Source organism: Microcoleus pseudofavosus SVA1_A4 (assembly GCF_036700565.1).
Classification (GTDB): domain Bacteria; phylum Cyanobacteriota; class Cyanobacteriia; order Cyanobacteriales; family Microcoleaceae; genus Microcoleus.
Genome location: NZ_JAUBPE010000096.1, coordinates 1 through 22,575, shown reverse-complemented (window position 1 = coordinate 22,575; position 22,575 = coordinate 1). Strand labels below are relative to the sequence as shown.

Genomic DNA, 22,575 nt, shown 5'->3' with positions numbered 1-22,575 from the left:
GATAGTCTTACCCGATGGTAATATCTGATTGCCTCTTCTATGATACATTATTGCGTTGACAATTAATCCACCCTGCCAACCCCCCCTTGCTAAGGGGGGGCTTAACAGGGAGGAATTGAGATAACTCTTCTTCCTCCCCTTGATAAGGGGGGGACTGAGGGGGGGTTGTTAATAAGGTTTGTCGCAATAACTCGACGAAGGCACGGGTGCGCGACATTTCTGATATTTCTAAGGCTTCATCAAATCTAGTTTGGGCCACTAGGACTTGTTGCAGCAGGCGATAGGTAGATATTTGGTTTTCAAAGATTGAGACTTTGTGGTCATTACTTACTAATTCAGAACGCAGAGTTTCATGAATTGCGATTGAAGCGCGAAGTGCTGTTTCAGCTTCAGAAAGTTGGTGAGTTTGTAGGAAAGTATTTCCCAAATTGCTGAGAGAGATTGACTCTCCCACGCGATCTCCGATTTCCCGTGAAATCTCTAAATACTGTTTTAGGAATTCGATCGCCCTATGGAATTCCCCTAGGGATACGTAAGCCATGCCCAAACTGCCGAGGGAATGAGCTTCTCCTTGGCGAGATCCGATTTCCCGTGAAATCTTTAAATACTGTTGGTGAAATTCAATCGCCCCCTGGTATTGGCCTAGGGATTGGTAAGCATAGCCCAAACTCCCGAGGGAAACAGCTTCTCCTTGGCGATATCCGATTTCCCGTGAAATCACTAAAGACTGTTGCTGAAAATCGATCGCATTCTGGTATTGCCCTAGGGATTTGCAAGCATTGCCCAAACTCCCGAGGGAATTAGCTTCTCCTTGGCGATCACTTATTTCCCGTTTAATCACTAAAGACTGTTGCTGAAAATCGATCGCCTTCTGGTATTGGCCTAGTGAAGAGAAAACAACCCCCAAATTGCCGAGGGAAGCGGCTTCTCCTTGGCGATATCCGATTTCCAGTGAAATCTCTAATAATTGTTGGTAAAATGCGATCGCCCTGTGGTATTGCCCTAGGGAATAATAAGCATTGCCACAATTGCCGAGGGAATTAGCTTCTCCGTGGCGATTTCCGATTTCCCGTGAAATCTCTAAATACTGTTGGTGAAAATCGATCGCCGTGTGGAATTGCCCTAGGGAACCGTAAGCATTGCCCAAACTGCCGAGGGAAGCAGCTTCTCCTTGGCGATCGCCTATTTCCCGTTTAATCACTAAAGACTGTTTTAGGAATTCGATCGCCCTGTGGTATTGCCCTAGGGAATCGTAAGCATTGCCCAAATTGCCGAGGCAATTAGCTTCTCCTTGGCGATTTCCGATTTTAAGACAGATAGTTAATGCCTGTTCCCAAGAATGCAAAGCTTCTCGAAATTGACTGATTTTATACTGCTGATTGCCTTGTTCAAACAGTCTTTCTGCTTCCGCTTTTCGGGTGACTGCCACTGAGGTGTTGTCATTCATCCCAAGCAGTATCCCGGCACAATTCATCAACCGATTAGCGTTATTTAGTTGCCCAAATCTTCTAAGATTCTCTGCCTCTTCTAGCATTGCCGCCACCAAGCCATCATCCCGCAATTCCGGGTGAGTCTCTAATACCTCCGCTTCTTCGCCGCTGGGACAGGTTAGCAGTTGATTTATCAGGTTGAGATAGGCTTGTTCGCGTTCTGACTTCATTGCGATTTGCGATTTGGGATTGTGCGATCCATTAATTTATTATCGGTTAAACTCATCTGTTTGGGGCTGGCCATGCCAAGATTTTTGTAGGGGCGGGTTCGCCAACAATACCTAACGAGTACCAACAATTTATATAAACCCGCCCCCACCACCAATAACCCACATCAACCTTATATTTGTATCGAAATGCTAAAAGGTGGGCGATGATTTGTCGTTGGGTGGGGCGGGTTTACGAGATTGTGGGTTTTAGGCAATTATTGTTGATGAAACCCGCCCCTACAAATAATGGGGATGTTTGATGGTTTTTGTAATATGGAAAACCCGGGTTTGTTTCTATTTAACTCTTAGTCTCCGAAGGCGGACTTCGTTTATGAATAAGCGATTTCAATAGCCGAATTATCTAAGATTATCTCCCGATTAATCAATCGGGAGAATATCAAATTTACTCAACAATCCAAGGAGTTAAACAAGGTGTCCAAGCACTCAATTCTTCATCCTTAAACCAGAGGCTAATTTCCTGGTTTGCAGTTTCCACAGCATCAGAACCGTGAATAATATTGCGACCGACATTCACAGCCAAATCGCCGCGAATTGTCCCCGGTTCCGAATTCAAAGGATTGGTTGCGCCAATGATTTTTCTCGCTGACGCCACAACGCCGTCGCCTTCCCACACCATCGCCACCATCGGACCCGAAGTGATGAAGTTTACCAATCCAGCAAAAAAGGGTCTTTCTTTGTGGACACCGTAATGCTGTTCGGCCAGTTCGCGAGTCGCCGTCATCAGCTTCATGCCAACTAGCGTAAAGCCTTTGGCTTCAAAACGACCGATAATTTCGCCAACGAGTCCGCGCTGTACACCATCGGGCTTAATCGCTAAAAAAGTGCGTTCCAAGATTAACTCCTACAATTTTCTTAACTGATACAAAAGATAGATTAACCCAGAACGCACCCAAAGGCAATTCGCCCTGGAAATTTGTCATCTATACTCATTGCCACACAAGTAACTGTCGCTAAGAGTAGCCTGACTCTCAACCCCGATTTAGTTGTGGAACACAATATGATGCAAATCACACTTTATCCTGACTACAAACACAACTAAACATGATATCAAATACAAAGATATTTCCTAAAAAACCTCGATAATCAAGCAAGGTGTGAAACCCCTGTTTAAATAACTTAGTGAGGGTGCGAGGCTATGAAAGAAGTTCTAGAATTTATTCAAACACAAAAGCAAGAATTTGCACAGTTACCCTTATTTGCATTTCTAGCAAATCAAAATACTTACCTGAAACAAAGACTAATTTTTGCACCTATTCTGGCTCCTTTAGCTGTGGGGTTGAGCGATTTAAATAAATATGCAATCAGAGAATCTTCTAGTAAAAACAAAGTTCAGGAACTAATTAATAAATATACTTATAACCACAACTATTACTGGCACGATTATCTAGAATACCTAGAGGAAGTTGGCTTTAACCAATCAATGACTTATGGTGATTTTAGACTGCTTTGGGGTGAAGAAACTAAAAAAACGCGATCGCTGTGTTCAGTGCTCGAACGCTACGCTTGGAAAGCCTCTCCCATTCAGAAACTGGTGTTAGTGCAAGTCCTCGAAGGAACGGCCACGGTTTTTTTTGAGGCGGCGCTAGCAGTGGTAATTGAATTACAGGAAATTACCCAAAAAGAATATGTTTATTTTGGAGGAGGTGATGTGGGTTTAGAAAATTATCACCTTTTAAACACCCCAGAGATGTTGCAAGTTTTAGCAGATATCAAACTTACTAATGCGGAACGCCAAGCAGCTTTAAAATTAGCACACAATGTATTTGAATTGTTTACAGAAGCGATGAACGAGCTGTTCCGACACAGCAAAACAAATTCTTGCAATACTGTGCTGCAAGTATCCTCAATTTCTGCGTTCGCTCATTGCCCGATCGACTGTCTCGATATTTAGTAATATCAATTCCGGTTGCACTCCTCATGATTGTTGACTGTTGACTGTTGACTGTTGACTGTTGACTGTTGACTCGATTTTATGATTCCGATGCAACCGGAAACGAGATAATTTAAACAATCACTAAATTATCTCGGTGTACCGCCGTTTCTACGCCTGCATAGCCTAAAATCTCAGCAATTTTATCTGACTTGCAGCCCTGGATTTGTCTTAATTCTAAACTGCTATAATTCACCAGCCCTCTAGCAATTTGCTTGCCCGCTGCGTCGCACAACTGCACGGAATCATCAGCTTGAAATTCTCCTTCTACTCGAGCAATACCCGCAGCTAAAAGCGATTTTCCGCCGTGGGAAATTGCTTTGACAGCACCTGCATCTAAATAAAGTTTTCCTGCCGGAATTAGCACGTTAGCTATCCAGTGTTTGCGAGCATTTACAGGGCGCGGTTGAGGCTCGAATTGAGTGCCGATCGACTCTCCGTTAAGTATTTTCTCGATATTACCAGGAAAGCAGCCGTCAGTGATGACTGTGCGCACTCCCGATGCTGTTGCTATTCTCGCCGCTTCAATTTTTGTCACCATTCCGCCGGTTCCCCAACCGCTGCGGGAATCTCCTGTTTGCACCTGGAATTCTGTGAGCTGTGCCATACTTTGGACTAGGGCGATCGGCTGCGCGTCGGGATTGCTGCGCGGATCGGCGGAATACAGCCGATCGACATCCGTGAGCACAAACAACCAATCTGCTTCTACCAAACTCGCTACTAGCGCCGAAAGCGTGTCGTTATCGCCAAATTTGAGCTCGTCTACCGCTACAGTATCGTTTTCATTGACGATCGGAATAACCCCCAACCTGAGCAGTTGCTGAAAAGTATTGTAAGCGTTAACATAACCGTTGCGCTGCACTAAATCGCCCCTGGTGAGCAATACTTGAGCGATCGGCTGTTGTAGAGTAGTAAACAAGTCATCGTACACCCGCATTAGCCGCCCTTGTCCTACAGCGGCTACAGCTTGTTTCAGAGCAATGTTTCGCGGGCGTTCCGTCAAACCCAAGCGCGCGCAGCCAACTCCAACCGCACCCGAAGAAACCAAGACTACTTGATGCCCTTGCTGCCGCAAATTGGCTAAAACCTCGACTAATGTAGCAATAGTTGACAAAGCTAAGTTTCCTGTACTCGATCGAGTCAGAGTCGAAGTTCCTATTTTAACAACAATAGTTTTAGTCATTGGTTTGTTGACTGTTGACGGTTGACTGTTGACGGTTGACTGTTGACTGTTGACTGTTGTTTGTTGTCATTAGTTACCAATGCCCTATGCCCTATGCCCAATTTAATCTTTAATTTTCAGAGATGCTCCCAAAGCTTGAGAAACCCAAACTTCAAAAGAGCGCATCGGATATTTCCGCACCGCCTCCCCAGCATCAACCATTGGTTCCACTAAAATAGTGAACATACCCAAACGATTGCCTGCTAAAACATCCGTAAAAAGTCGATCGCCCACCATCGCCACCTGTTCCACTGGCAAATTCATCGCAGTCACGGCCCTTCGCAACTTGCGGCGGGACGGTTTAGCAGCACCAGTGATGTAAGGTAGATTCAAAGACTCAGCAATCCGACCGATCCGAGCCTGACTTAAATTATTGCTCGCCAACCACAGGGATACCACCGGTTTAATTTCTTCCACCCACAAACTGAGTTCGGGAGAAGCATTTGTTGCTGTGAAGGGGACGAGAGTTTCATCCACATCCAAAACTAATCCTTTGATCTGATATTTTTCAAGAATATCAGCCGTTAAATTCACGATCGCAGTGCCGAGAACTAAGTCAGGCTGTAGTAGTTTACCCCAAGACATAAATATTAGTAATTGATAATTGGTAATTGGGAACTGGGAATTGGTAATTGGGAATTTAGAATTGGGAAGTGGTAATTTAGAATTGGGAATTTAGAATTTAGAATTGAAAATTGGGTATTTGTTATTTGTTATTTGTTGCTTGTTAGTGGTTGGTGATAATAACTAATAACCAATTACCCATTACCAATTACCCATTACCAATTACCCATTACCCATTGTCTCAGATTCGGTTATTGACCCGATCGCACTTGTCGGTCAACTTTAGCCACCGCGGCATCGTGTTCGGTCTGAGTGCGGCTGAAAATGTGAGTGCCGTCATACCGCGCCATAAAATACAGGTATTCTGTATTTTCTGGAGTCAGAGTCGCCTCCAAACTTGCTATTCCCGGAGATGCGATCGGAGTTGGCGGTAGTCCTACATTTATATAAGTGTTGTAAGGAGAAGGCGTTTCCACCTGTTTAAAAGTTAGAGGCTTCTCCTTAGTTTGCCTGATGCCGAGAGCATATTCAACTGTCGGGTCAGAACCCAACGGCATACCCTTCTTCAGACGGTTGTTGAACACACCAGAAATGCGATTGCGCTCGCTCGCAACCACAGCTTCTTTTTCCACAATACTCGCCAAAGTCACCCATTCTTTGAGAGCGAGCTTAGTATTCTGCTGATTTTTTTGATAGACCGGCAAAGCCAGCCGCTCGAAACGATCGAGCATTTGCTTGATGACAGCTTCCGGGCTAATTGCATCGCCGTCTAGCTGATAAGTATCCGGGTACAAAAACCCTTCCAAATGAGGCAGACCGCTCGGTAGCCAAGGGTATTGAGCGTAGGGAACTTGACTCGCCACCGCCATAAACTCCTTAGCCGGGAAAAAACCTTGCGCTTCAAAATAAGCGCTCATTTGTTGCAGCGACCACCCTTCTGGAATCGTGAAACTCTGCTGTACGACTTCACCTTTCCAAATTTTCTCAGCAACTGCACTCAGAGGCTGAGTCGGCGACAGTTGGTAAGTTCCTGCTTGAAAACCTCCGTCGCGGTTTTGCAGAGTCAGCCAGCGGGCCCACATATTCCATGCTCCTGCCGATCGAATTAAGCCCGCGGCCTCTAAATCCCGCCCGATTTTTTGACTGGGAGTACCCTCCGGGATTTGGATCGAAACTGCAGCATCCTCTGCCGGATTCCCCGAAGAGGAAGCTATTTTAGGCGGGGCAGAAGCCCAGCTCCACCAAGCCCAGCCCTGCCAAGCGCAAACGCCCCAAATTGCCGGCAGCAACGCCAGATAAAACAACCATTTAGAGAGTTGCGGAGTACCTTTTCGGTTCTCGCGCGCGCTGCTTTTTGTCAGTTGTTGTTTACTCATAGTCCGTTGTCCTCGATAAGCGGCGGTTAACTAACGACTAATGACTGATGACCTGCGATTGATGGCCGAAAAGTTACGGATACAAGCCCTTTAAAAGGCAGAATTCAAAGGCTCAATTCAACAGCCCGATCGTGAAGGCAGAAGGGGCAATCTCGAAAAAGTTCGATCGGGCGAGCAGTTTACTTTTTTATAAAATAGTAAAAAATTCTGCTTTTTGCCCTGTGGGCCTTCTGCCTTGAATTAATATCTAATCAAGCTCGTCAAAGAACTGGTCTTCCAGCATTGGCAACATCGGTTCCAGCCTTTGGAACTCTTCTTCCGAGAGCAATTCTGGCTTGCCGTCATCATTCATTCGAGCCAAGATAAAGAACGGGTCGAGAGGCGTATAAATAGCATATTCCTGTTCTTCGTGGTAGAAGCTAGTCAGCCACATCAGCTCCTCAAACTCCGACTCCTCATCCGGATCGGCGTCGGGCGTCAAATCCTCGTCTGGAAATTCCGGCAACTCGCCAACCACAGTCAGCGTCACCGCCGTGCGCCGGAGTGTCAAGTTCTGCTCTTGCAGGACAACTCTAGCGGTATCAAAAATTTTGTCAATTTCGGTCTCGTCTTCTACAGGAATTGCTGCTTCGTCGGTTTCGTCTCCCTGCCAAGTAAAAATTTCTACCGGAGAGTCGATCGGAATCAGCAAAGCGTATTCTTGACCTTCTAGGTTCATCGAATGTTCTATATTGCAAGTCAGCTCGCGCCCAAATTCATCCGTCAGGGTGACGGACTCTTCGTTGGAACTGCCATTCTCTTTGCGGTTTGGGGATGAGGACATCGCGTGTATCTTATTTTCCGTCAATAATTCAGTAATGTTTGCTTGACAATTGGGAGTTTTCGTGGCGATATTCTGGCCGATCGGGCGATCGCCAGTCCACAAGCTTAAACCGCGAGACTCGGGGCATTTTCCACGCAGAGAGTGCAGCGTTTAAATCTCAGTCGAGTCCGCAAGCGACAGTGAGGACAAATCACGATTTTGTGCTTCTTCAGTACCGAGGGTACAGCAGAATTTTCTCCCGTGTGTCAACGGTTACAGGTGTGCTTCGCAAACTTGCACAACTAGGATATCACGCCGTTGTTAAGCTGCTACGCATATAAAATGCTAATAGGGCATGGGGCATGGAGCATGGGGCATGGGGCATTGGGTAATTAATCTGCCTGTAGGGCATGGGGCATGGGGCATGGGGCATGGGGCATGGGGCATTGGGCATTGGGCATTGGGTAATTAATCTGCCTGCTGACTAATGACTACTGACTAATGACTACTGACTAATGACTATTTTTTGCCTCCGCTCGTCTAGCCACTGCTGCAAAATCAGGGCTGCTGCTTTGCGATCGATCGAACCCTTATTTTGCGACAGGGAAATCCCTTCTGCTTTCATCAATTCCTCTGCCTCAACCGAAGTCAGGCGCTCGTCCACGTACTCTAGAGGGAGTTCTAAGGCGGTGGCAATGCGACCCGCATATTTCTGCACTTGTCGGGCTTGAGCGCCCAATTCTCCGCTCAGGGAGTAGGGCAAGCCTGCAACCAAAATTTGCACTCTCCGCTCTCGGACGAGCTCTCTGAGATAAGCTACGTCTCGATCGAAGGACGATCGTACCAGAGTTGTAATCCCCGTAGCTATTAAACCAGTGCCGTCACACCCGGCGATGCCGACTCGTTTGAGGCCGATATCTAATCCCAGTGCTGAAATCCATAATTTCTCGTTGGACATTATCAATCAATCAATCAATTTTAGATTTTAGATTTTAGATTTTAGATTTACTGTTTTTTTGCGGAAATAATCTTATTTGACGGACCGCGAAGACGCGAAGTGCGCGAAGGAAGAAGAGAAGAGAAGAGAAGAAAGTAAGAAAAAAATACTTGATGCGTACCTTACTTAATGGTAGGGTGCGCCCAAGAGCAGAGACGGCTGCTTGGATGAAAATTTTCCTACTTTCTGCTTTTCACTATTAAGTATTAACTTTTCTCTTGGGAGCCTTCGTCTAGAGGCAATTCGGGCAATTTTAGAGGCAAAATGCTGCTGATATCTGTTGCTGCTGATTCGGAATTCTGGAAATTCAAGGGGTTAACTTGATTGGCTTGGTTGTTTCCTGAGTCAGCCAAGAGGGGTTTAATCTCACAGGACGGGGGCCCTGCTGCTGCTTCCCCAGCCATCGGGCCGAGCCAGGACATTCTGCCCGGTACGGGTTTGCGAGTTGGCTGGAAGCTCTGCAGCATTTCTGATAGCTGGAGTCCTTCGAGAGAAACCAACTTGGACTCCCGCAATTTGTGCCACACCGATCGAGACATCAGCAAACTGTGGGACTGGCGCACTGCTCCAAATTGCTCTAAATAAGCTTCCCGTTCCGGCTGATAGTCAGCGGAAGCCAGTTGCAGGCTTTGAACTGGGAAATCTTGAACGAGGCGCGCCATCTGGGATAGCAGTTCCGGGTACAGCCAAGTGTATGCCGGGTGTACGGTTAACTGGGCGACGTGCGGTTGGTGGCCGTTGCGGGATAGCTGCACCTGAAAATAGCCGATCGCGGCTTTGCGCTGCGGTTCAAACACGTAACCGCTGACTACCTCAGTTTTGCCCAGCGACTGTCTGACACCTTCGAGCAAAGCGCCGAAAAAACTGGTTTTGAAATCTTGAATGTGGCGATCGAATACTTGGCGCACCAGGGGCGGCATAGACGCGGTATCCAGTTGGTAGAGCAACTGAGCGTCGGCGTTGCTGACGGGCAGCAGGTTGGGCAAATCTGGCGTCGAGTTGGCCATTTCTTGCAGGCGTTCCGGGGCGATCGTCCAGTAAGTCATCTGGGCCAAAGGCTGAAACCCGTTCTGCCGGTACAAAGCCAGGGAAGTTTTGTCGCCGACATTCACCTCCAGCAGCCACGTCCGCGCCTCCCAGACTGCCTCAAAGCAGTACCGCAGCAGCATCGAACCAATTCCTTTGCTGCGGGCTTCCGGGTCTACTCCTAGGCGATCGATCCGCCAAGTGCTGCGGGTGCGGTTGAAAGGAGAAATCTGAATTATGCCCTTAACTCTCCCCTCTTCTTCGGCAACGTGGGCCCGAAACAGGGACTGACAAGGGTTGGGAAACAAGCTAAAAATCTTTAGCAGTCCGTACCAGCGGCGAATCTGCTGCAACTTTCTACCCAGTACCAAGTCGCAGCTTGCGCCCTTGCGGTTTTCTGGCTCGTCGGCTGTTTCCGCGCACAGTTGTTCCATCGCCTCGATGTCGCGATACTGAAACGGGCGAATCACAACCGGGTTTTGGTTTTGGGAGGGAAATGAAGTCATAGCACGAAAGTGGGGAAGGGAAATTTAAAAATAAAAATTCAGAAAGGGGAAGAGTTAGGGAAGTTTTGAGTTTTGAGTGCGTAAATTTTGAGTTCAAAACTTAGAACTTTTCATTCTTCTCCCTTTCTTGCTCGATCGAAAATTAAAAATTTCAAATCATCTTTTTGAATTTTTAATTTTCAGTTTTCAACTCAAGATTTTTGTGGCAGAGGTCGAATTACAACGACCGGTGTTCGCTCGTCAGCATTCCCGGCGGGGTTGCTGCGCAAGGCTTGTTCTAAAAATGTTACCGATAAATCGGAGGTCGCTGCTAATATCTTAACTGCTTTCAAGTCGTTAGCGTCTACGATCGCCGCCGCAAGTCCGGTTTCTCGTTGAATTTCTTCTACAACTTGCTGGGGATTGTCCGGGCCGAGGACAATAAATTGGTCGAAGGGAGGCAGAGTCCCGGTAACGTCGTCGATCAGCCTGGCTTGTTCCCCTGCTAGTTGGTAAAAGACTCCCGGTTTACCAAATATTTTAGCCGCAGCGCCAAGAGCAAATGCTGCTACTACTCGCCAAGGGCCTACTACATCAACCAACGTCTGCATCCCGCAAGCTGTGGCCAAACTCGACGTGGGCAAGAAAAACAAGCAGACTCGCTTTGCCGCCCATCCGGGTTTGACTTCGCTGGGATGGCGGTAGCGTCCCTGCATCAAAGCTAGGGGAGTTTCTGCGAGGGCGACAATATCGCCTTTCTGGGCCCGCGGCAGCACGTACCGCTTGACAATTTCGACGGGATTGTCCAGTTCCGCCAGTATGTGAGTGCGAATCGGCAAGACTTCTGCAACTCCGACATTTCTGGCGATGGGTACGGTGTCCGAGTTGGGAAATTGCAGCGGGACTACCACGTTACGGACTTTCGGGATGCGGCCGCTGGGGCCGTAGGTGACGAAGTGTATTTGCACCCAAGCTGACTGCAATTTGGTTAAATCTTGCCCTTGAATGTCTACAGAAACTTTAATTTTCGTGGTTTTTTGGGCTTTAACAATATAGCCGAACCAGTAATCGTCCGATCGGGCTGCTGCGTCTTTGTGGTAAGGAATCACCTTTGTCTGGGAAGTAACGCCATCTAAACTTCCGTCTGACAGCAGTTTCACCTGTGCGCGCACTTCCGGCAACATAACCTCAAAGCGCTGTGTCAGGTTGCGGAACTCCATTTCTCCCACCAAAAGATAGCGGTTGGGTTCCGAGATGGCTAAGTGCCATTCTCCGGCTGTTAGTTCTAGTTTATTTGCACTTCCAGTCCGGCGATAGTTCAACTCTAGGCCCAATCCGCCCAATGCTAGCAGCGAACCGGCTGCTGCGATTCCTGTTGCTAAAGTCTCAATCACTCAAATCACCGCCAATAATTATTTGTGTTTACTGTAGTCGATATCGGGTACTTCGATCGCCGATCCGGTAGCAATTGGATTTGTGGGGGTTGTTGGGGTTGGGGTTGGGGAGTGCAATGGGCGATCAGGCTTTAACAACACCGAGAATTCATCTTGCAGTCGCTTCGGCAGTATATAAAGAGATTTTCTCAATTACAATTGATATATTCAGTTTCAAAAACACCAAACCCCCGAAATCGAATCAATGCGTGCAATCAAGCCTGAAGCTACTGATATAGTTTGCCCTTTAATCAGTGGCAATCATCTATTTAATCCAATTAAGGTAACTGCCAAGTCTCCCAAAACCTATCGCAAAGCCGTTTATCGCATAGCACAGTTTTTCCGTCGTGAGTTTAAGTATGATTTTGTTCAGTACGGTTATGAAGGCGAAGAAACAGACCCCAATCATGTTGCATTTCTCTGGATTGAGCCTGAAGCTCAACACTTTTCCAAAGAATTTAAAGTACCCTGTACTGGAGCGTGCTGCTTTAGACTTCGACCGTCAGGTTACGCGCTCCAGTGGATTTGGTTGCATCCATACTTGCGAAGAGAGGGGCTGCTATCAGATACATGGGCTAAGTTTATTAATGAATTTGGAAATTTCCATGTTGAGCCTCCTTTGTCCGATGCAATGAAAGCGTTCCTGAAAAAGCATAATTATTTTTAGTTTCAATGAGTTGCTACCCTTACTTTTTTGTAGCGCAAAGCTGCTGCTTTGAGAGCTTGATTCGGCTGGGTTGGATTCAGGAGGGCATTCACGAAAGCCTCGCTGTCCTCAAGATTAAGTTTCTGTCTTTGGTGCTGTTCAATAAATTTTTTAGTCGTTTTAGTCATACAAAATACGATTTATCTAATCAATCGGGCAATTCGGGTAGAGTTTAGGGCTACCCGAACAGATATTATTCCGGTTTTTTATCCCAACCTTGCTCTCAATTCATCACCCGATAACTGAGGAAATTGTTCTACAAACAATGTCAATTCATCGACAGGCAATGCTAGTAAATTGGTAAGAGCTGTAGGCAGAATATCGCCCAATTCATTTTGGCGAATTCTCAAAACATTTTCTGCTAATAATCTCACCGCTTGTTGTCTTCCTGCTTCATCGACTGTCAGCATGGATATTGCCAGCAACAGCACCGTAAATTCCGCAGCGGGTAATTTTGAGATTGGAGATAAAAAAGCTGTCATTTTCGAGTTGATTTCTCCAAATCGTACTTGCAGAAAATTTTCTAAAATTAAGCGCTGTTGTGCTTGTCTTCCTTGTTCAATTCCTTGTTCAATTCCTTGTTCAATTCCTTGTTCAATTCCTTGTTCAATTCCTCGTTCAATTCCTCGTTCAATTCCTTGTTCAATTCCTTGTTGTTGTGCGGCTTCTAACTGTTCTCTAAAAAGTGATGGGATCGCCATAATTAACTCCCGCTCTTCTGGCTGTAACTCTTGTTCGGTATCGGTTACTAAGTTTGACTGTAACTGATACAACAATTCTAGCGCGATAATCCGTAACGGATCGTCCGTTGCTAAACTGCTCAACTGGCCGATCGCCCTTTGCTGCACTTTCCCTTTCCCCAAAATCCTCAACCACATGGTTTCGGGAGTTTCGGGCAATTGGTGAATCACTACAATTGCCGATTTCAAATGCCTAGGCAAAAAATAAATGCCCTCCATCCAATGCTCAGGCTTGGGTATCGCGCCAAAACCCTCCAGCATTGCTTTCGATGCTGTAGGTGTAAAAATCCACAGTGTCGGCAACTTAGCATCATCATAGCGAGTATTTTCTCTTCTGGCTTGCCGTTCCAATTCACCTCGCAAATCCCATAACTTACTCATACAGCTAATGACTTCGCCTACAGTTACTGGATTGCGAAACGGTTCAAAAATTGCCGTCGTCTCAGCCATTTTTCCCAACAACCCTAAAGTTGCTGAGTATTCAGGAATTACAGTCATTGGAATGAAATAAACATCGATTTCTCGAACTTCGGCAGTAACATCATGCCCGATATTCACCGTCCCGATGGGAGACAGCAGTTCTGTCAACAAGTCTTTGGCAAAGCGATCGTGAATAAATCGCGTCATAAAAATTGCTTTTCATATTTTATGATTAAAGTTTATCATATTATCGTCGGATATTTAAGATGTTTTATCTAACAACCAGCAGACAAACATAAAAAACTAAAACACCCAGATACCCGACTTCTTTAAGAAGTCGGGTATCTAACAAATATCGCATTTTACGTTCAATTAGAATGCAAGCTGCAATCAATAACTAATTTGCAAAGTCACAGATGCTTCAATCTGCTGTTCCCCTCCCACCACAGGCGTTGTAGCGTCAGCAGCAGCAGCGCGAGCATTAGCCAATTGCCGGTACATAGGAGGCGGCGCGATCGCACCGTTGACTTGAATGCCCAGAATGTCTCCCCGCTTCAGGTTTAGGGCGCTCAAGACTGCATCCGCTTGCGCTTGAGCGTCTTGAGTTGCTTTGCGGAGTGCTTGTTTTCGAGCAGATTCGATCGCACTTTCGGCGGCGGCAAAACTCACGCCGTCGATGCGTGTGGCTCCGGCATTCACCGCATCGTCGAGTAAAGTGCCGGCAGATGCAGTATTAATCCGAAAAGTGACGGTATTCGTCGCCGTATAGCCCGTCAAGCGCTGTTGGTTGTTGTCGTAGTTATAAATGGGATTGAGGGTGATGCCGGCAGTTTCGAGTTTTTCGACTTGGCGCGATCGCAGCAACTCTACCACAGCGGACGATCGCCTCGCCGCTTCCTGCTGCACCTCGGCCGCCGTTTTCCCCTGCACCTCAACCCCCAGCCGCACTTGAGTCTGGGTTGTGGGAATCGCTTCCACACCCCGCCCAGTAACACTCAGCGTTCTGATCCGCTGTTCTTGAGCCACCGCCGGATCTAATCTCACAAAACTAACGAGAGTTAAGGTTAAACACAACGCTGTTAACAGACTGCGGAAATTAATGCGATCGCGACGTTGCAAATTTGAACTCATAAACTTGATTCTCCTCACATACAACAGATGCTATACTTTACCTTCCCACTGAAATTGCTAAATATGCGGTCTGTTACATTTTTAGCAACTAAAAAAAGTATAAGTTATTAGTCATTAGTCTTTAATCTTTATATGCAATCCTTAAAACAAGCTGCCCGCCGACTCAAAAAAGAGACTTACGCTGTTTATTTAGCCAGTAGAGACCAGAGAGTACCTTGGTACGCCAGAATTTTAGCAGGCCTTACGGTGGCCTATGCTTTTAGCCCGATCGATTTAATTCCTGACTTCATACCTGTTCTCGGCTACTTGGACGATTTGATAATTGTACCTTTGGGAATTTGGCTGGTACTGAAGATGATTCCGCCACAGGTTTTAGCAGAGTGTCGGGAAAAAGCAGCCGCAGAAATAGAGCGAGGAAAACCGATAAATCGGGCTGCCGCTGCTGTAATTATTGCCCTCTGGATTGGCTTGGGAATATTAGCAGCAATTTGGCTGACACGGATATTTAAACGTTAAAAAAAATTACCTATCTATTTATAGTGTAGGGTGCGCCGAGAACCTTACCTTAAACAAGTCGCTTGGTCAAAAAATATTTAAAGTTGAAAAAATCACCGTTCTAGTTATAATATATGGTGCACCTAGCGCACCTTACGTTAAAAAAACTCGCGGTATCGCATACCAAGTATTATTTACCCCTTAAAAAAATAAACTAACTTTCTACCTATGACTCAAACCACTGATTTCCTCAGCCACCTCAACCCATCTCAGCGCCAAGCAGTCGCCCATTATAACGGGCCGCTGTTAGTAGTAGCGGGCGCTGGTTCCGGGAAAACCCGAGCTCTAACTTACCGAGTTGCTAACTTAGTTCGCACCCATAGAGTCGATCCTGAAAATATTCTGGCGGTGACATTTACAAATAAAGCCGCCAGGGAGATGAAAGAAAGAATTGAGAAATTGCTGGCAACTCAGCAAGCTGAAGCCGAATATGGCCAACCTTTGGTAGACTTAGCCCCGGATGTACAGACGAAATTGCGATCGCAAATTTACCAGAGAATTACCAAACACATTTGGATGGGGACTTTTCACTCTTTGTGCGGCCGGATTCTCCGCTACGATATTGAAAAATACCAAGACGAAAAAGGCCGCCAGTGGAAGAAAAACTTTTCGATTTTTGACGAGTCAGATGCTCAAAGTGTCGTCAAACAAATTGTTACAAAAATTCTCGATCTGGACGACAAGAAATTTGACCCGCGAAAAGTCCGCTATGCCATCAGCAATGCTAAAAATAAAGGTTTGTCGCCTGAAGAATACAAAGCAACAGAACCGGATTATCGAGGTCGCGTGATTGCCGATGTTTACAGTCGCTACCAAGACGCTTTAGCAGCCAACAATGCCCTAGATTTTGACGATTTAATCCTCGTTCCCGTTAAACTTTTGAGCCAAAACGAGCAAGTATTAAATTACTGGCATAAAAAGTTTTGCCATATTTTAGTTGACGAATACCAAGATACTAACCGCACTCAGTACGATTTGATTCGGATGTTGGTGACTAATAACGCCGACCCGAAAAACTTCGATAAATGGCAAAACCGCTCGATTTTTGTCGTGGGCGATGTCGATCAATCAATTTACAGCTTTCGGATGGCAGATTATACCATCTTGCTGGAATTTCAAGAGGATTTTGGAGATGGTTTGTCCGACGAGAAAACTCGGACAATGGTAAAATTAGAGGAAAATTATCGATCGCGCGAAAACATCCTGCAAGTCGCAAACCACTTGATCGAACACAATACCGAACGGATCGAGAAAGTTCTGCGCCCGACTCGCGAACCGGGTGCTCCGATTGTTGTCTGGCGGGCAGACAACGAATTAGAAGAAGGGGAATTTGTAGCGGGTCAAATTCATTCCTTAAAGCGCCAAAACTCCGAATACGAAAACGGCAGTAACTTTGCGATTCTCTACCGCACAAACGCTCAATCTCGCTCCTTTGAAGAAGCGTTAATGCGTTTAGACATTGCCTACAATATTGTCGGCGGCCTAAAGTTTTACGATCGCAAAGAAATCAAAGATATCCTAGCATACCTGCGGACGCTGGCCAATCCCGACGATAGCGTCAGCCTCAAACGCATCATCAATACTCCCCGCCGCGGCATTGGCGATACCACATTTTCCAAAATCGAAGACGCTGCAACTGAGTTAGGCATTCCGTTGTGGGAAATCCTCAGCGATGAATCTTCTGTCAATACTCTCGCAGGGCGATCGGCAAAAGCGATTATTAAGTTTGCTAAAATGATTAGCCACTGGCAACAGCAACTTGAAACCGTGCCGGCTTCGCAAATTGTCCAAGGAATTATCGAAGATTCAGGTTACATTGACGATTTGAAAAACCAAGGAACCGAGGAAGCAGAAAATCGCATAGAAAACGTCAGAGAATTGTACAATGCTGTGCTGCAATTTGAAGAACAAAACGAAGAACCGACCCTGACATCATTTTTAGCAAAAGCATCTTTAGCATCCGATTTAGATGACTTGCAGGAAGAAGACTCCCGCGTATCGCTGATGACTCTGCACTCGGCAAAAGGGCTAGAATTTCCCGTAGTATTTCTAGTCGGAATGGAACAGGGTTTATTTCCCAATTTCCGCAGTTTGGACGACCCGAAAGCGATCGAAGAAGAACGCCGTTTGTGCTACGTCGGCATCACTCGCGCCCAGGAATTGCTATTTCTCACCCACACTCGCGAACGCCGCCTCTGGGGAGGCTACCGGGAACACTGCACCCCTTCGCTATTCTTAGGGGAATTGCCACCGCATTTGCTGGCTGGAAGTGCGAAGAAAACTAAAGCGGGAAAAACGGCTGCATCTAAGGCAAAAACTAATAATTCAGCAGCTAATTCCGGCAGTTCTCAAGCGGGAAACAATGGACAATCGGCGGATTGGCAAACGGGCGATCGGGTTTTTCATCATGCTTTTGGAGTTGGAGAAATTACGCACGTTTTAGGGGCGGGCGACAAAACTAATCTGGCAATTAAGTTTTCGGGTTTGGGCCGAAAAATCATCGATCCGAGAACAGCTAAGTTGCAGCGAGTGTAATAGAAAATCCGGCGGTTGAAACCGCGTATATACAGGCAAAACCTAGAATAGCGGGTTGAAGAAGGGGCGGTTAAAATGCGGTAAGAATTACGTTTTTATCTTTAGTCCACGTCGGGTATATCGTTTGTGTAGACGCGGTTTCAACCTTCGTTTTATCTAAGTAAAAAGTTGAAATAAAAACCTAAAATCTTATGTCTTACAGTCAATTTACGACCATCGGCAAGGTTAAAGAAGCCTTTAATCTTACAGTAGTGGAAGGAATCAGATTTCTGCCGGAAATCGAACCGATCGCACCCGCAACAGCCTTGCAGACCATGCTGGAGACAAATTTGCCTTGGGCGATCGCCACTAGCACCGAAAAAGCCCGTTCTGAAGCTATTATTAACCCTGTATTGCTGGAAGTTCGCAGGATTCTGAACCAACAAATCAGCGTGTTTTCGGGTGAGGAATTTAATGTTGATGTGGCTGTTGGACTTACAGGAGTTTGCGATTTTATCATCAGCCGTTCCCCGGAACAATTAGACGTTGAGGCCCCGGTAATTGTGATGGTGGAAGCTAAAAAAGGAGATTTGAAAGTAGGTTTGGGTCAATGTATTGCTGAAATGGTGGCGGCCCAGAGATTTAATGAAGCCAAAGGGCGATCGATTTCCGTCATCTACGGCAGCGTTTCCAGTGGCACAGCTTGGCGGTTTCTCAAGCTGGAAGGGCAAATAGTAACGATCGATCTTACCGATTATCCGCTACCTCCAGTAGATAAAATATTGGGATTTTTAGTGTGGATGGTGCGCGAAAATTAGCATTATATCCCCATCGCACCCCGCATTGCTAATAACGCCGTCCCATAAGCAGCCGCAGTATGAATCGGCGTTTCAACAGGTACTTTTAAATAACGCTTTCTAATCGCAGTCCAAACCGCATTTTTTGCACCGCCGCCAGCAGTATAAACTTTTGTCAAAGGAGTTGCACCGAATTCTTGCAATAATTGATATCCCCGCGCTTCAATCCGCGCTATGCTTTCTAGCAAACCGTGCAGAAATTCCACTGAATCAGTGGGACGCGGTTCGAGTCGGGGCGGCAAGTTCGGGTCGTTAATTGGAAAGCGATCGCCCTTTTTCAACAATGGGTAATAATCCAGCAAACTCTCTTGTTCGGGATCAATTTGTGTGCTATAACTCTCCAACTCAACATCAGTAAAAAAATGCCGCAGCACCGCACCTCCGGTATTAGAAGCACCTCCAACTAACCACAAATCGCCTAATTTATGACTGTAAATCCCGTATCTAGAATCATCTACGCGGGTATGACTTAACAGTTTGACGGCTAAAGTAGAACCGAGAGAAGTTACTGCTTCCCCTGGTAAATTGACACCGCTTGCTAAAAATGCTGCGATGCTATCGGTTGTGCCAGCACAAACTGTACAATCGCGAAAACCGAAGCGATCGCGCACTTGAGCTCTCACTTCCCCCACAGGCGTGCCCGGTGCGACAACTTGCGGCAATTCAGGAGTTGCAGCGCCCGCAATTCCATCTATCAGCCAATTCGGATAGCACAAAGTATCAACATCAAAACCGAGTTTCAAAGCATTGTGATAGTCGCTAATTCCTAATTTTCCGTGCAGCAGAAATGCCAGCCAGTCAGCTTGATGCAGGAAATAAAGCTTCTCAACCACAGGCAAGATGCCTGTTCCACAAAGGCTCAATTGTTTTGTGGGGTGGGCTTCTAGCCCGCCCTCCTGCCACCACAGAAGTTTTGCCAGACTGGATGTAGCGCTCAATACTGTGTGGTTGGCAGGCGCGATCGCCCGCAACCTCTCTGTCACCGCTGCACCCCGCGCATCATTGTATAAAATCGGCTCGCATACTGGTATACCCTGGGTATCGCACAGCATGACAGTGGAAGATGTGCCGTCAAGGGCGATCGCCCTTACCTGACGGCGGATTGCTGGGGGAATTTGCTCGATCGAATCCCACAGCGCATTTTGCCACACCGAGGGCAATTCAGGCTGTTGTTGCCCGTTGTTAGCAAAAGTATATTCAGTCTCACAGTGTATTGTACCCTGGGAGTCTATGACAGTCGATCGCGCGCCCGTCGTGCCGAAATCTATTCCCAAATAAAGATTCATTTGCCACTCCCGCGAATTTTCCTATTTTGATGAAACCACAAAGTTTATTTGCATCTTATGGTTGTGTTTGAAACTCAATTTCTGTTACAACACTTCGGACAGTTTCAGGGCTTGCGCATAGGCGCTTATTCCCGGTTTATACGAATTTAGCGAACCGCAACCAGAAATTTAGGCAGTAAATGACAGAGTTATTCGAGGGTGGCCTCGTTATTTGTTTCAATTAATTCCGCTAAAATAACCAGTTGTTCAGGGTTCAGTTTAAGTTCACCGACCCATTGATGAGTTTGAGGGGCAATACTTGGGATGCTCCCAAAAACTTTTTCTGTCTCATCACCTGTATCAGGAAGATTAGGCTGAAACCAGTTAATTTAATTTAAAGAGGTAGCCTAGTAATGCCATCTGCCGATCGACAATCTCTAAACTGGCTGTTGCAGCAGTTTCAGCTCAAGCCCGGTAAACCTGACATTCTCTACGGCTTGCGTACCCTTTTGGCAGTGAGCGGGCCCATTGCAGTTGGATTCATTACAGGTCATCCTGCTGCAAGTGCGATCGCGGTGATGGGAGCCATGTTTGTTGGGATGGTCGATACGGGTGGAGCCTATCGCCAAAAAGCAACTGTCATGCTCGCAGCAACCATTGGCGTTACTGTCGCCTTGCTAATGGCGAATCTGGTTAGTAGTACCCTGTGGCTAGCTATTCCAGCCACTTTCTTAGTGATGTTCATCGCTGGCTTAGCTGGTCTGTTTGGTACGATCGCCGCGACGGTTAGCCTGGTTACATCAACTATGTTTATCGTCTCGCTAGCAAAATTCGCTTCGTTCCCAGATTTATCTACTGTTTTTCTTCAATGTGCGCTATGCCTAGCTGGAGGTGTCTGGGCGATGGTGTTATCTCTAGGATTGTGGGTGCTGCGTCCTTATACACCTGTCATCAAGGCAGCCAGCAGTTGTTATGCCACATTGAGCAAATTTTTGCGAATAGCAAGCGAGATACCCTTAAATCTGGAGGAGCGTCAGAAGTGGGGAGAGCAATTCTTACAAGCTCAAGACAGCGTAATACAGGATTTGACCTCTGCCCGGAGTGTTTGGGGTGCTGTGTGGACGGGCCGAGAAAGTGCTGATTTGCGGGGCAATCAGTTACTCGTCTTAATTGAGGATGTCAACCAAGTTACCAATTCTGTTGTAGCACTGGTGGAACTGTTAGCGATCGCATCCACTCGTCCCTTATTCCAGCAGTTACACAGAGAAATTCAGCAAGTGCTAGAAGCATCGGCAACGGCTTTGCAAATCTTGTCAGAATCCCTCGCCAAAGAAAAGAACCTTGTTCGCTTGGGAGATATAGATCGGGCGATCGAGGCACTAGAATACCAATGGCAAGTCATACACTCTCAAGTCCTGAATCAGGCGAGTTTGGCTCACGCAGATGACTATGCTGACTTAGTAAGTATTGGCAAGATTGTAGCTAGTCTCAAAGCCCTAGCAGAACAAATTCATACCGATGCGGAAATTGCCACAGATTTACAACGAGGAGAAAGGCGCAGCATCGCCCAGTTAAACATTTATCCCCCGATACAGCCACAGCGTTCTTCAATTATTGACACACTGCGGAATAATCTCACGTTTAATTCTGTTATTTTTCGTCACGCTTTGCGGCTGGCGCTAATAGTAACAACTGCCCAATTAGTAGCCTTGCTATTGCAAGTACCCACAGGCTATTGGGTAACACTCACTGCTGTAGTTGCCCTAAAGCCGAACTTTGGCGGTACTTCTCAGACAACTGTGCAACGGGTGATTGGAACCACATTAGGGGGCATCTTTGGCATTTGCCTGGTCATACTTATCCACAATCCAGTGGCAATATTAGTCTGTCTTCTGATACTCTTAGTCACTGCTATGTCGGTGCGAACGCTAAGCTACGGCATCTTTATCACCCTCCTCACTCCCGTAGTCATATTGCTACTGAATATGACGAGTAAAGGCGGCTGGGAGATTGGAGTATTACGCATTGTCGATAGCTTAATTGGAGGCATTTTAGCATTACTCGGCAGCTATTTGTTATTCCCCAGTTGGGAGCGATCGCAACTTCCGGCACAACTAACAACAACTATTCGCTCTAATCTCGCGTACTTTCAACAAGTTGCAGCTAGTTATATCAACCCAGAACAAAAGTGCTCTACTGAAACTATCAAAAACCTGCGTCATCAAGCGGCATTAGAGAATGCAAATGCTGCTGCTGCGGCTCAAAGGTTATTCAGCGAACCCCGTCACGTTCAAGGAGAAGTAGAACCGATCGCGATGCTGATACTCTACATTCGTGCCTTTTTCAGCTCAGTCACAACCCTAGCAGAACATCAGCGGAAATTTAGCGGAGAGTACCAATTTGCCGATTTCCAGCGATTTACCGATGCGATCGTCCAAATTTTAGAGAACTTAGCCAACGCGCTGGAACAGGGACACCCACCTCTAGCTTTACCGAGGCTAGATATTTATATCGAAGCAATTCACAACGATATTGAACAGTTACATCTCACTAGGATATCAGAGTTGGCGACAAATCCAAGTTCTGTAACATCAACGAGGCAAGCTGTTAGAGAACAAACTCCTGTTTCTACACAACTAGACCGAATTGCCCATGAAATGAAATGTCTGCATTGTGCGATCGATCGTCTGCAAAAATCTTTGGATGAGAGGGTGAACTCAGGATCTAGTTCCGGTCAAAGCTGAGGAAAAGTTTTTTTGTAAGGATTCAGGTCTGAAGAATGGGAATGAGCTCAGGCATAGCCAAGTCACAAGAATGGGCAGAAATAGCCTC

The 22,575-nt window shown here is 46.4% G+C and carries 19 protein-coding genes; 6 read left to right on the top strand and 13 right to left on the bottom strand.

All coding sequences use genetic code 11. The annotated features are described in order from the left end of the window. Nucleotides 1-37: 37 nt before the first annotated feature. Together QUA02_RS29325 and ndk are read right to left on the bottom strand one after the other, a co-directional pair. Nucleotides 38-1,660 (bottom strand): tetratricopeptide repeat protein, encoded by a 1,623-nt coding sequence (locus QUA02_RS29325; protein ID WP_333033059.1) that lies wholly within the window; start codon nt 1,658-1,660, stop codon nt 38-40. Between the two features lie 442 nt (nt 1,661-2,102). Continuing rightward, nucleotides 2,103-2,552: a nucleoside-diphosphate kinase gene (gene ndk / locus QUA02_RS29320; RefSeq protein ID WP_333033058.1), complete on the bottom strand. Its 450-nt coding sequence runs from the start codon at nt 2,550-2,552 to the stop codon at nt 2,103-2,105. Nucleotides 2,553-2,855: 303 nt separating this feature from the next. Here ndk and QUA02_RS29315 point away from each other — a divergent pair, with 303 nt between their 5' ends. Continuing rightward, nucleotides 2,856-3,611: a hypothetical protein gene (locus QUA02_RS29315; RefSeq protein WP_333033057.1), complete on the top strand. Its 756-nt coding sequence runs from the start codon at nt 2,856-2,858 to the stop codon at nt 3,609-3,611. A 112-nt stretch (nt 3,612-3,723) separates the two neighbouring features. Here the strand turns inward: QUA02_RS29315 and proB are convergent, their stop codons facing one another. The 7 genes from proB to QUA02_RS29280 form a co-directional block, all read right to left on the bottom strand. After that, entirely contained in the window at nt 3,724-4,833 is a 1,110-nt protein-coding gene (proB, locus tag QUA02_RS29310) for a glutamate 5-kinase (protein ID WP_333033056.1), read from the bottom strand. A gap of 102 nt (nt 4,834-4,935) precedes the next feature. Next, complete coding sequence (locus QUA02_RS29305; protein WP_333033055.1) at nt 4,936-5,457, bottom strand: YqeG family HAD IIIA-type phosphatase; 522 nt, start codon at nt 5,455-5,457, stop codon at nt 4,936-4,938. Between the two features lie 230 nt (nt 5,458-5,687). Then, the gene (gene mltG, locus QUA02_RS29300) at nt 5,688-6,812 is read right to left on the bottom strand and encodes an endolytic transglycosylase MltG (RefSeq protein ID WP_333033054.1); all 1,125 of its coding nucleotides are present in this window, start codon (nt 6,810-6,812) and stop codon (nt 5,688-5,690) included. A gap of 247 nt (nt 6,813-7,059) precedes the next feature. Further along, on the bottom strand, nt 7,060-7,635 hold the full coding sequence (locus QUA02_RS29295) for a DUF3727 domain-containing protein (RefSeq protein WP_333033061.1): 576 nt from the start codon (nt 7,633-7,635) through the stop codon (nt 7,060-7,062). Nucleotides 7,636-8,119: 484 nt separating this feature from the next. Further along, entirely contained in the window at nt 8,120-8,572 is a 453-nt protein-coding gene (gene ruvX / locus QUA02_RS29290; RefSeq protein WP_333033053.1) for a Holliday junction resolvase RuvX, read from the bottom strand. Between the two features lie 245 nt (nt 8,573-8,817). Next, nucleotides 8,818-10,143, bottom strand: coding sequence for a GNAT family N-acetyltransferase (locus QUA02_RS29285; RefSeq protein WP_333033052.1), 1,326 nt, complete (start codon nt 10,141-10,143; stop codon nt 8,818-8,820). Nucleotides 10,144-10,334: 191 nt separating this feature from the next. Beyond that, nucleotides 10,335-11,516: a F420-0:Gamma-glutamyl ligase gene (locus QUA02_RS29280; protein WP_333033051.1), complete on the bottom strand. Its 1,182-nt coding sequence runs from the start codon at nt 11,514-11,516 to the stop codon at nt 10,335-10,337. Between the two features lie 244 nt (nt 11,517-11,760). On the opposite strand from QUA02_RS29280, the gene QUA02_RS29275 reads away from it, so the two are divergent. Next, nucleotides 11,761-12,222, top strand: coding sequence for a hypothetical protein (locus tag QUA02_RS29275; RefSeq protein WP_333033050.1), 462 nt, complete (start codon nt 11,761-11,763; stop codon nt 12,220-12,222). 2 nt (nt 12,223-12,224) lie between these two features. Here the strand turns inward: QUA02_RS29275 and QUA02_RS29270 are convergent, their stop codons facing one another. The 3 genes from QUA02_RS29270 to QUA02_RS29260 all read right to left on the bottom strand — a co-directional run bounded on the left by QUA02_RS29270 (nt 12,225) and on the right by QUA02_RS29260 (nt 14,552). After that, the gene (locus QUA02_RS29270; protein WP_333033049.1) at nt 12,225-12,389 is read right to left on the bottom strand and encodes a type II toxin-antitoxin system TacA family antitoxin; all 165 of its coding nucleotides are present in this window, start codon (nt 12,387-12,389) and stop codon (nt 12,225-12,227) included. Between the two features lie 78 nt (nt 12,390-12,467). Further along, a complete protein-coding gene (locus tag QUA02_RS29265; protein ID WP_333033048.1) occupies nt 12,468-13,628 on the bottom strand; it encodes a FliH/SctL family protein in 1,161 nt (386 codons plus the stop codon). A gap of 183 nt (nt 13,629-13,811) precedes the next feature. After that, complete coding sequence (locus QUA02_RS29260; RefSeq protein WP_333033047.1) at nt 13,812-14,552, bottom strand: SIMPL domain-containing protein; 741 nt, start codon at nt 14,550-14,552, stop codon at nt 13,812-13,814. 132 nt (nt 14,553-14,684) lie between these two features. On the opposite strand from QUA02_RS29260, the gene QUA02_RS29255 reads away from it, so the two are divergent. From QUA02_RS29255 to QUA02_RS29245, 3 genes are all read left to right on the top strand, one after another. Continuing rightward, nucleotides 14,685-15,068: a YkvA family protein gene (locus tag QUA02_RS29255; protein ID WP_333033046.1), complete on the top strand. Its 384-nt coding sequence runs from the start codon at nt 14,685-14,687 to the stop codon at nt 15,066-15,068. A gap of 207 nt (nt 15,069-15,275) precedes the next feature. Further along, nucleotides 15,276-17,642 (top strand): DNA helicase PcrA, encoded by a 2,367-nt coding sequence (pcrA, locus tag QUA02_RS29250; RefSeq protein WP_333033045.1) that lies wholly within the window; start codon nt 15,276-15,278, stop codon nt 17,640-17,642. Between the two features lie 191 nt (nt 17,643-17,833). After that, nucleotides 17,834-18,439: a hypothetical protein gene (locus QUA02_RS29245; RefSeq protein ID WP_190738328.1), complete on the top strand. Its 606-nt coding sequence runs from the start codon at nt 17,834-17,836 to the stop codon at nt 18,437-18,439. 2 nt (nt 18,440-18,441) lie between these two features. Here QUA02_RS29245 and QUA02_RS29240 read toward each other — a convergent pair whose 3' ends face one another. Continuing rightward, nucleotides 18,442-19,764, bottom strand: coding sequence for an FGGY-family carbohydrate kinase (locus QUA02_RS29240; RefSeq protein ID WP_333033044.1), 1,323 nt, complete (start codon nt 19,762-19,764; stop codon nt 18,442-18,444). A 392-nt stretch (nt 19,765-20,156) separates the two neighbouring features. Here QUA02_RS29240 and QUA02_RS29235 point away from each other — a divergent pair, with 392 nt between their 5' ends. Beyond that, nucleotides 20,157-22,487, top strand: a complete 2,331-nt coding sequence (locus QUA02_RS29235) for an FUSC family protein (RefSeq protein ID WP_333033043.1) — start codon at nt 20,157-20,159, stop codon at nt 22,485-22,487. Nucleotides 22,488-22,575: the final 88 nt, after the last annotated feature.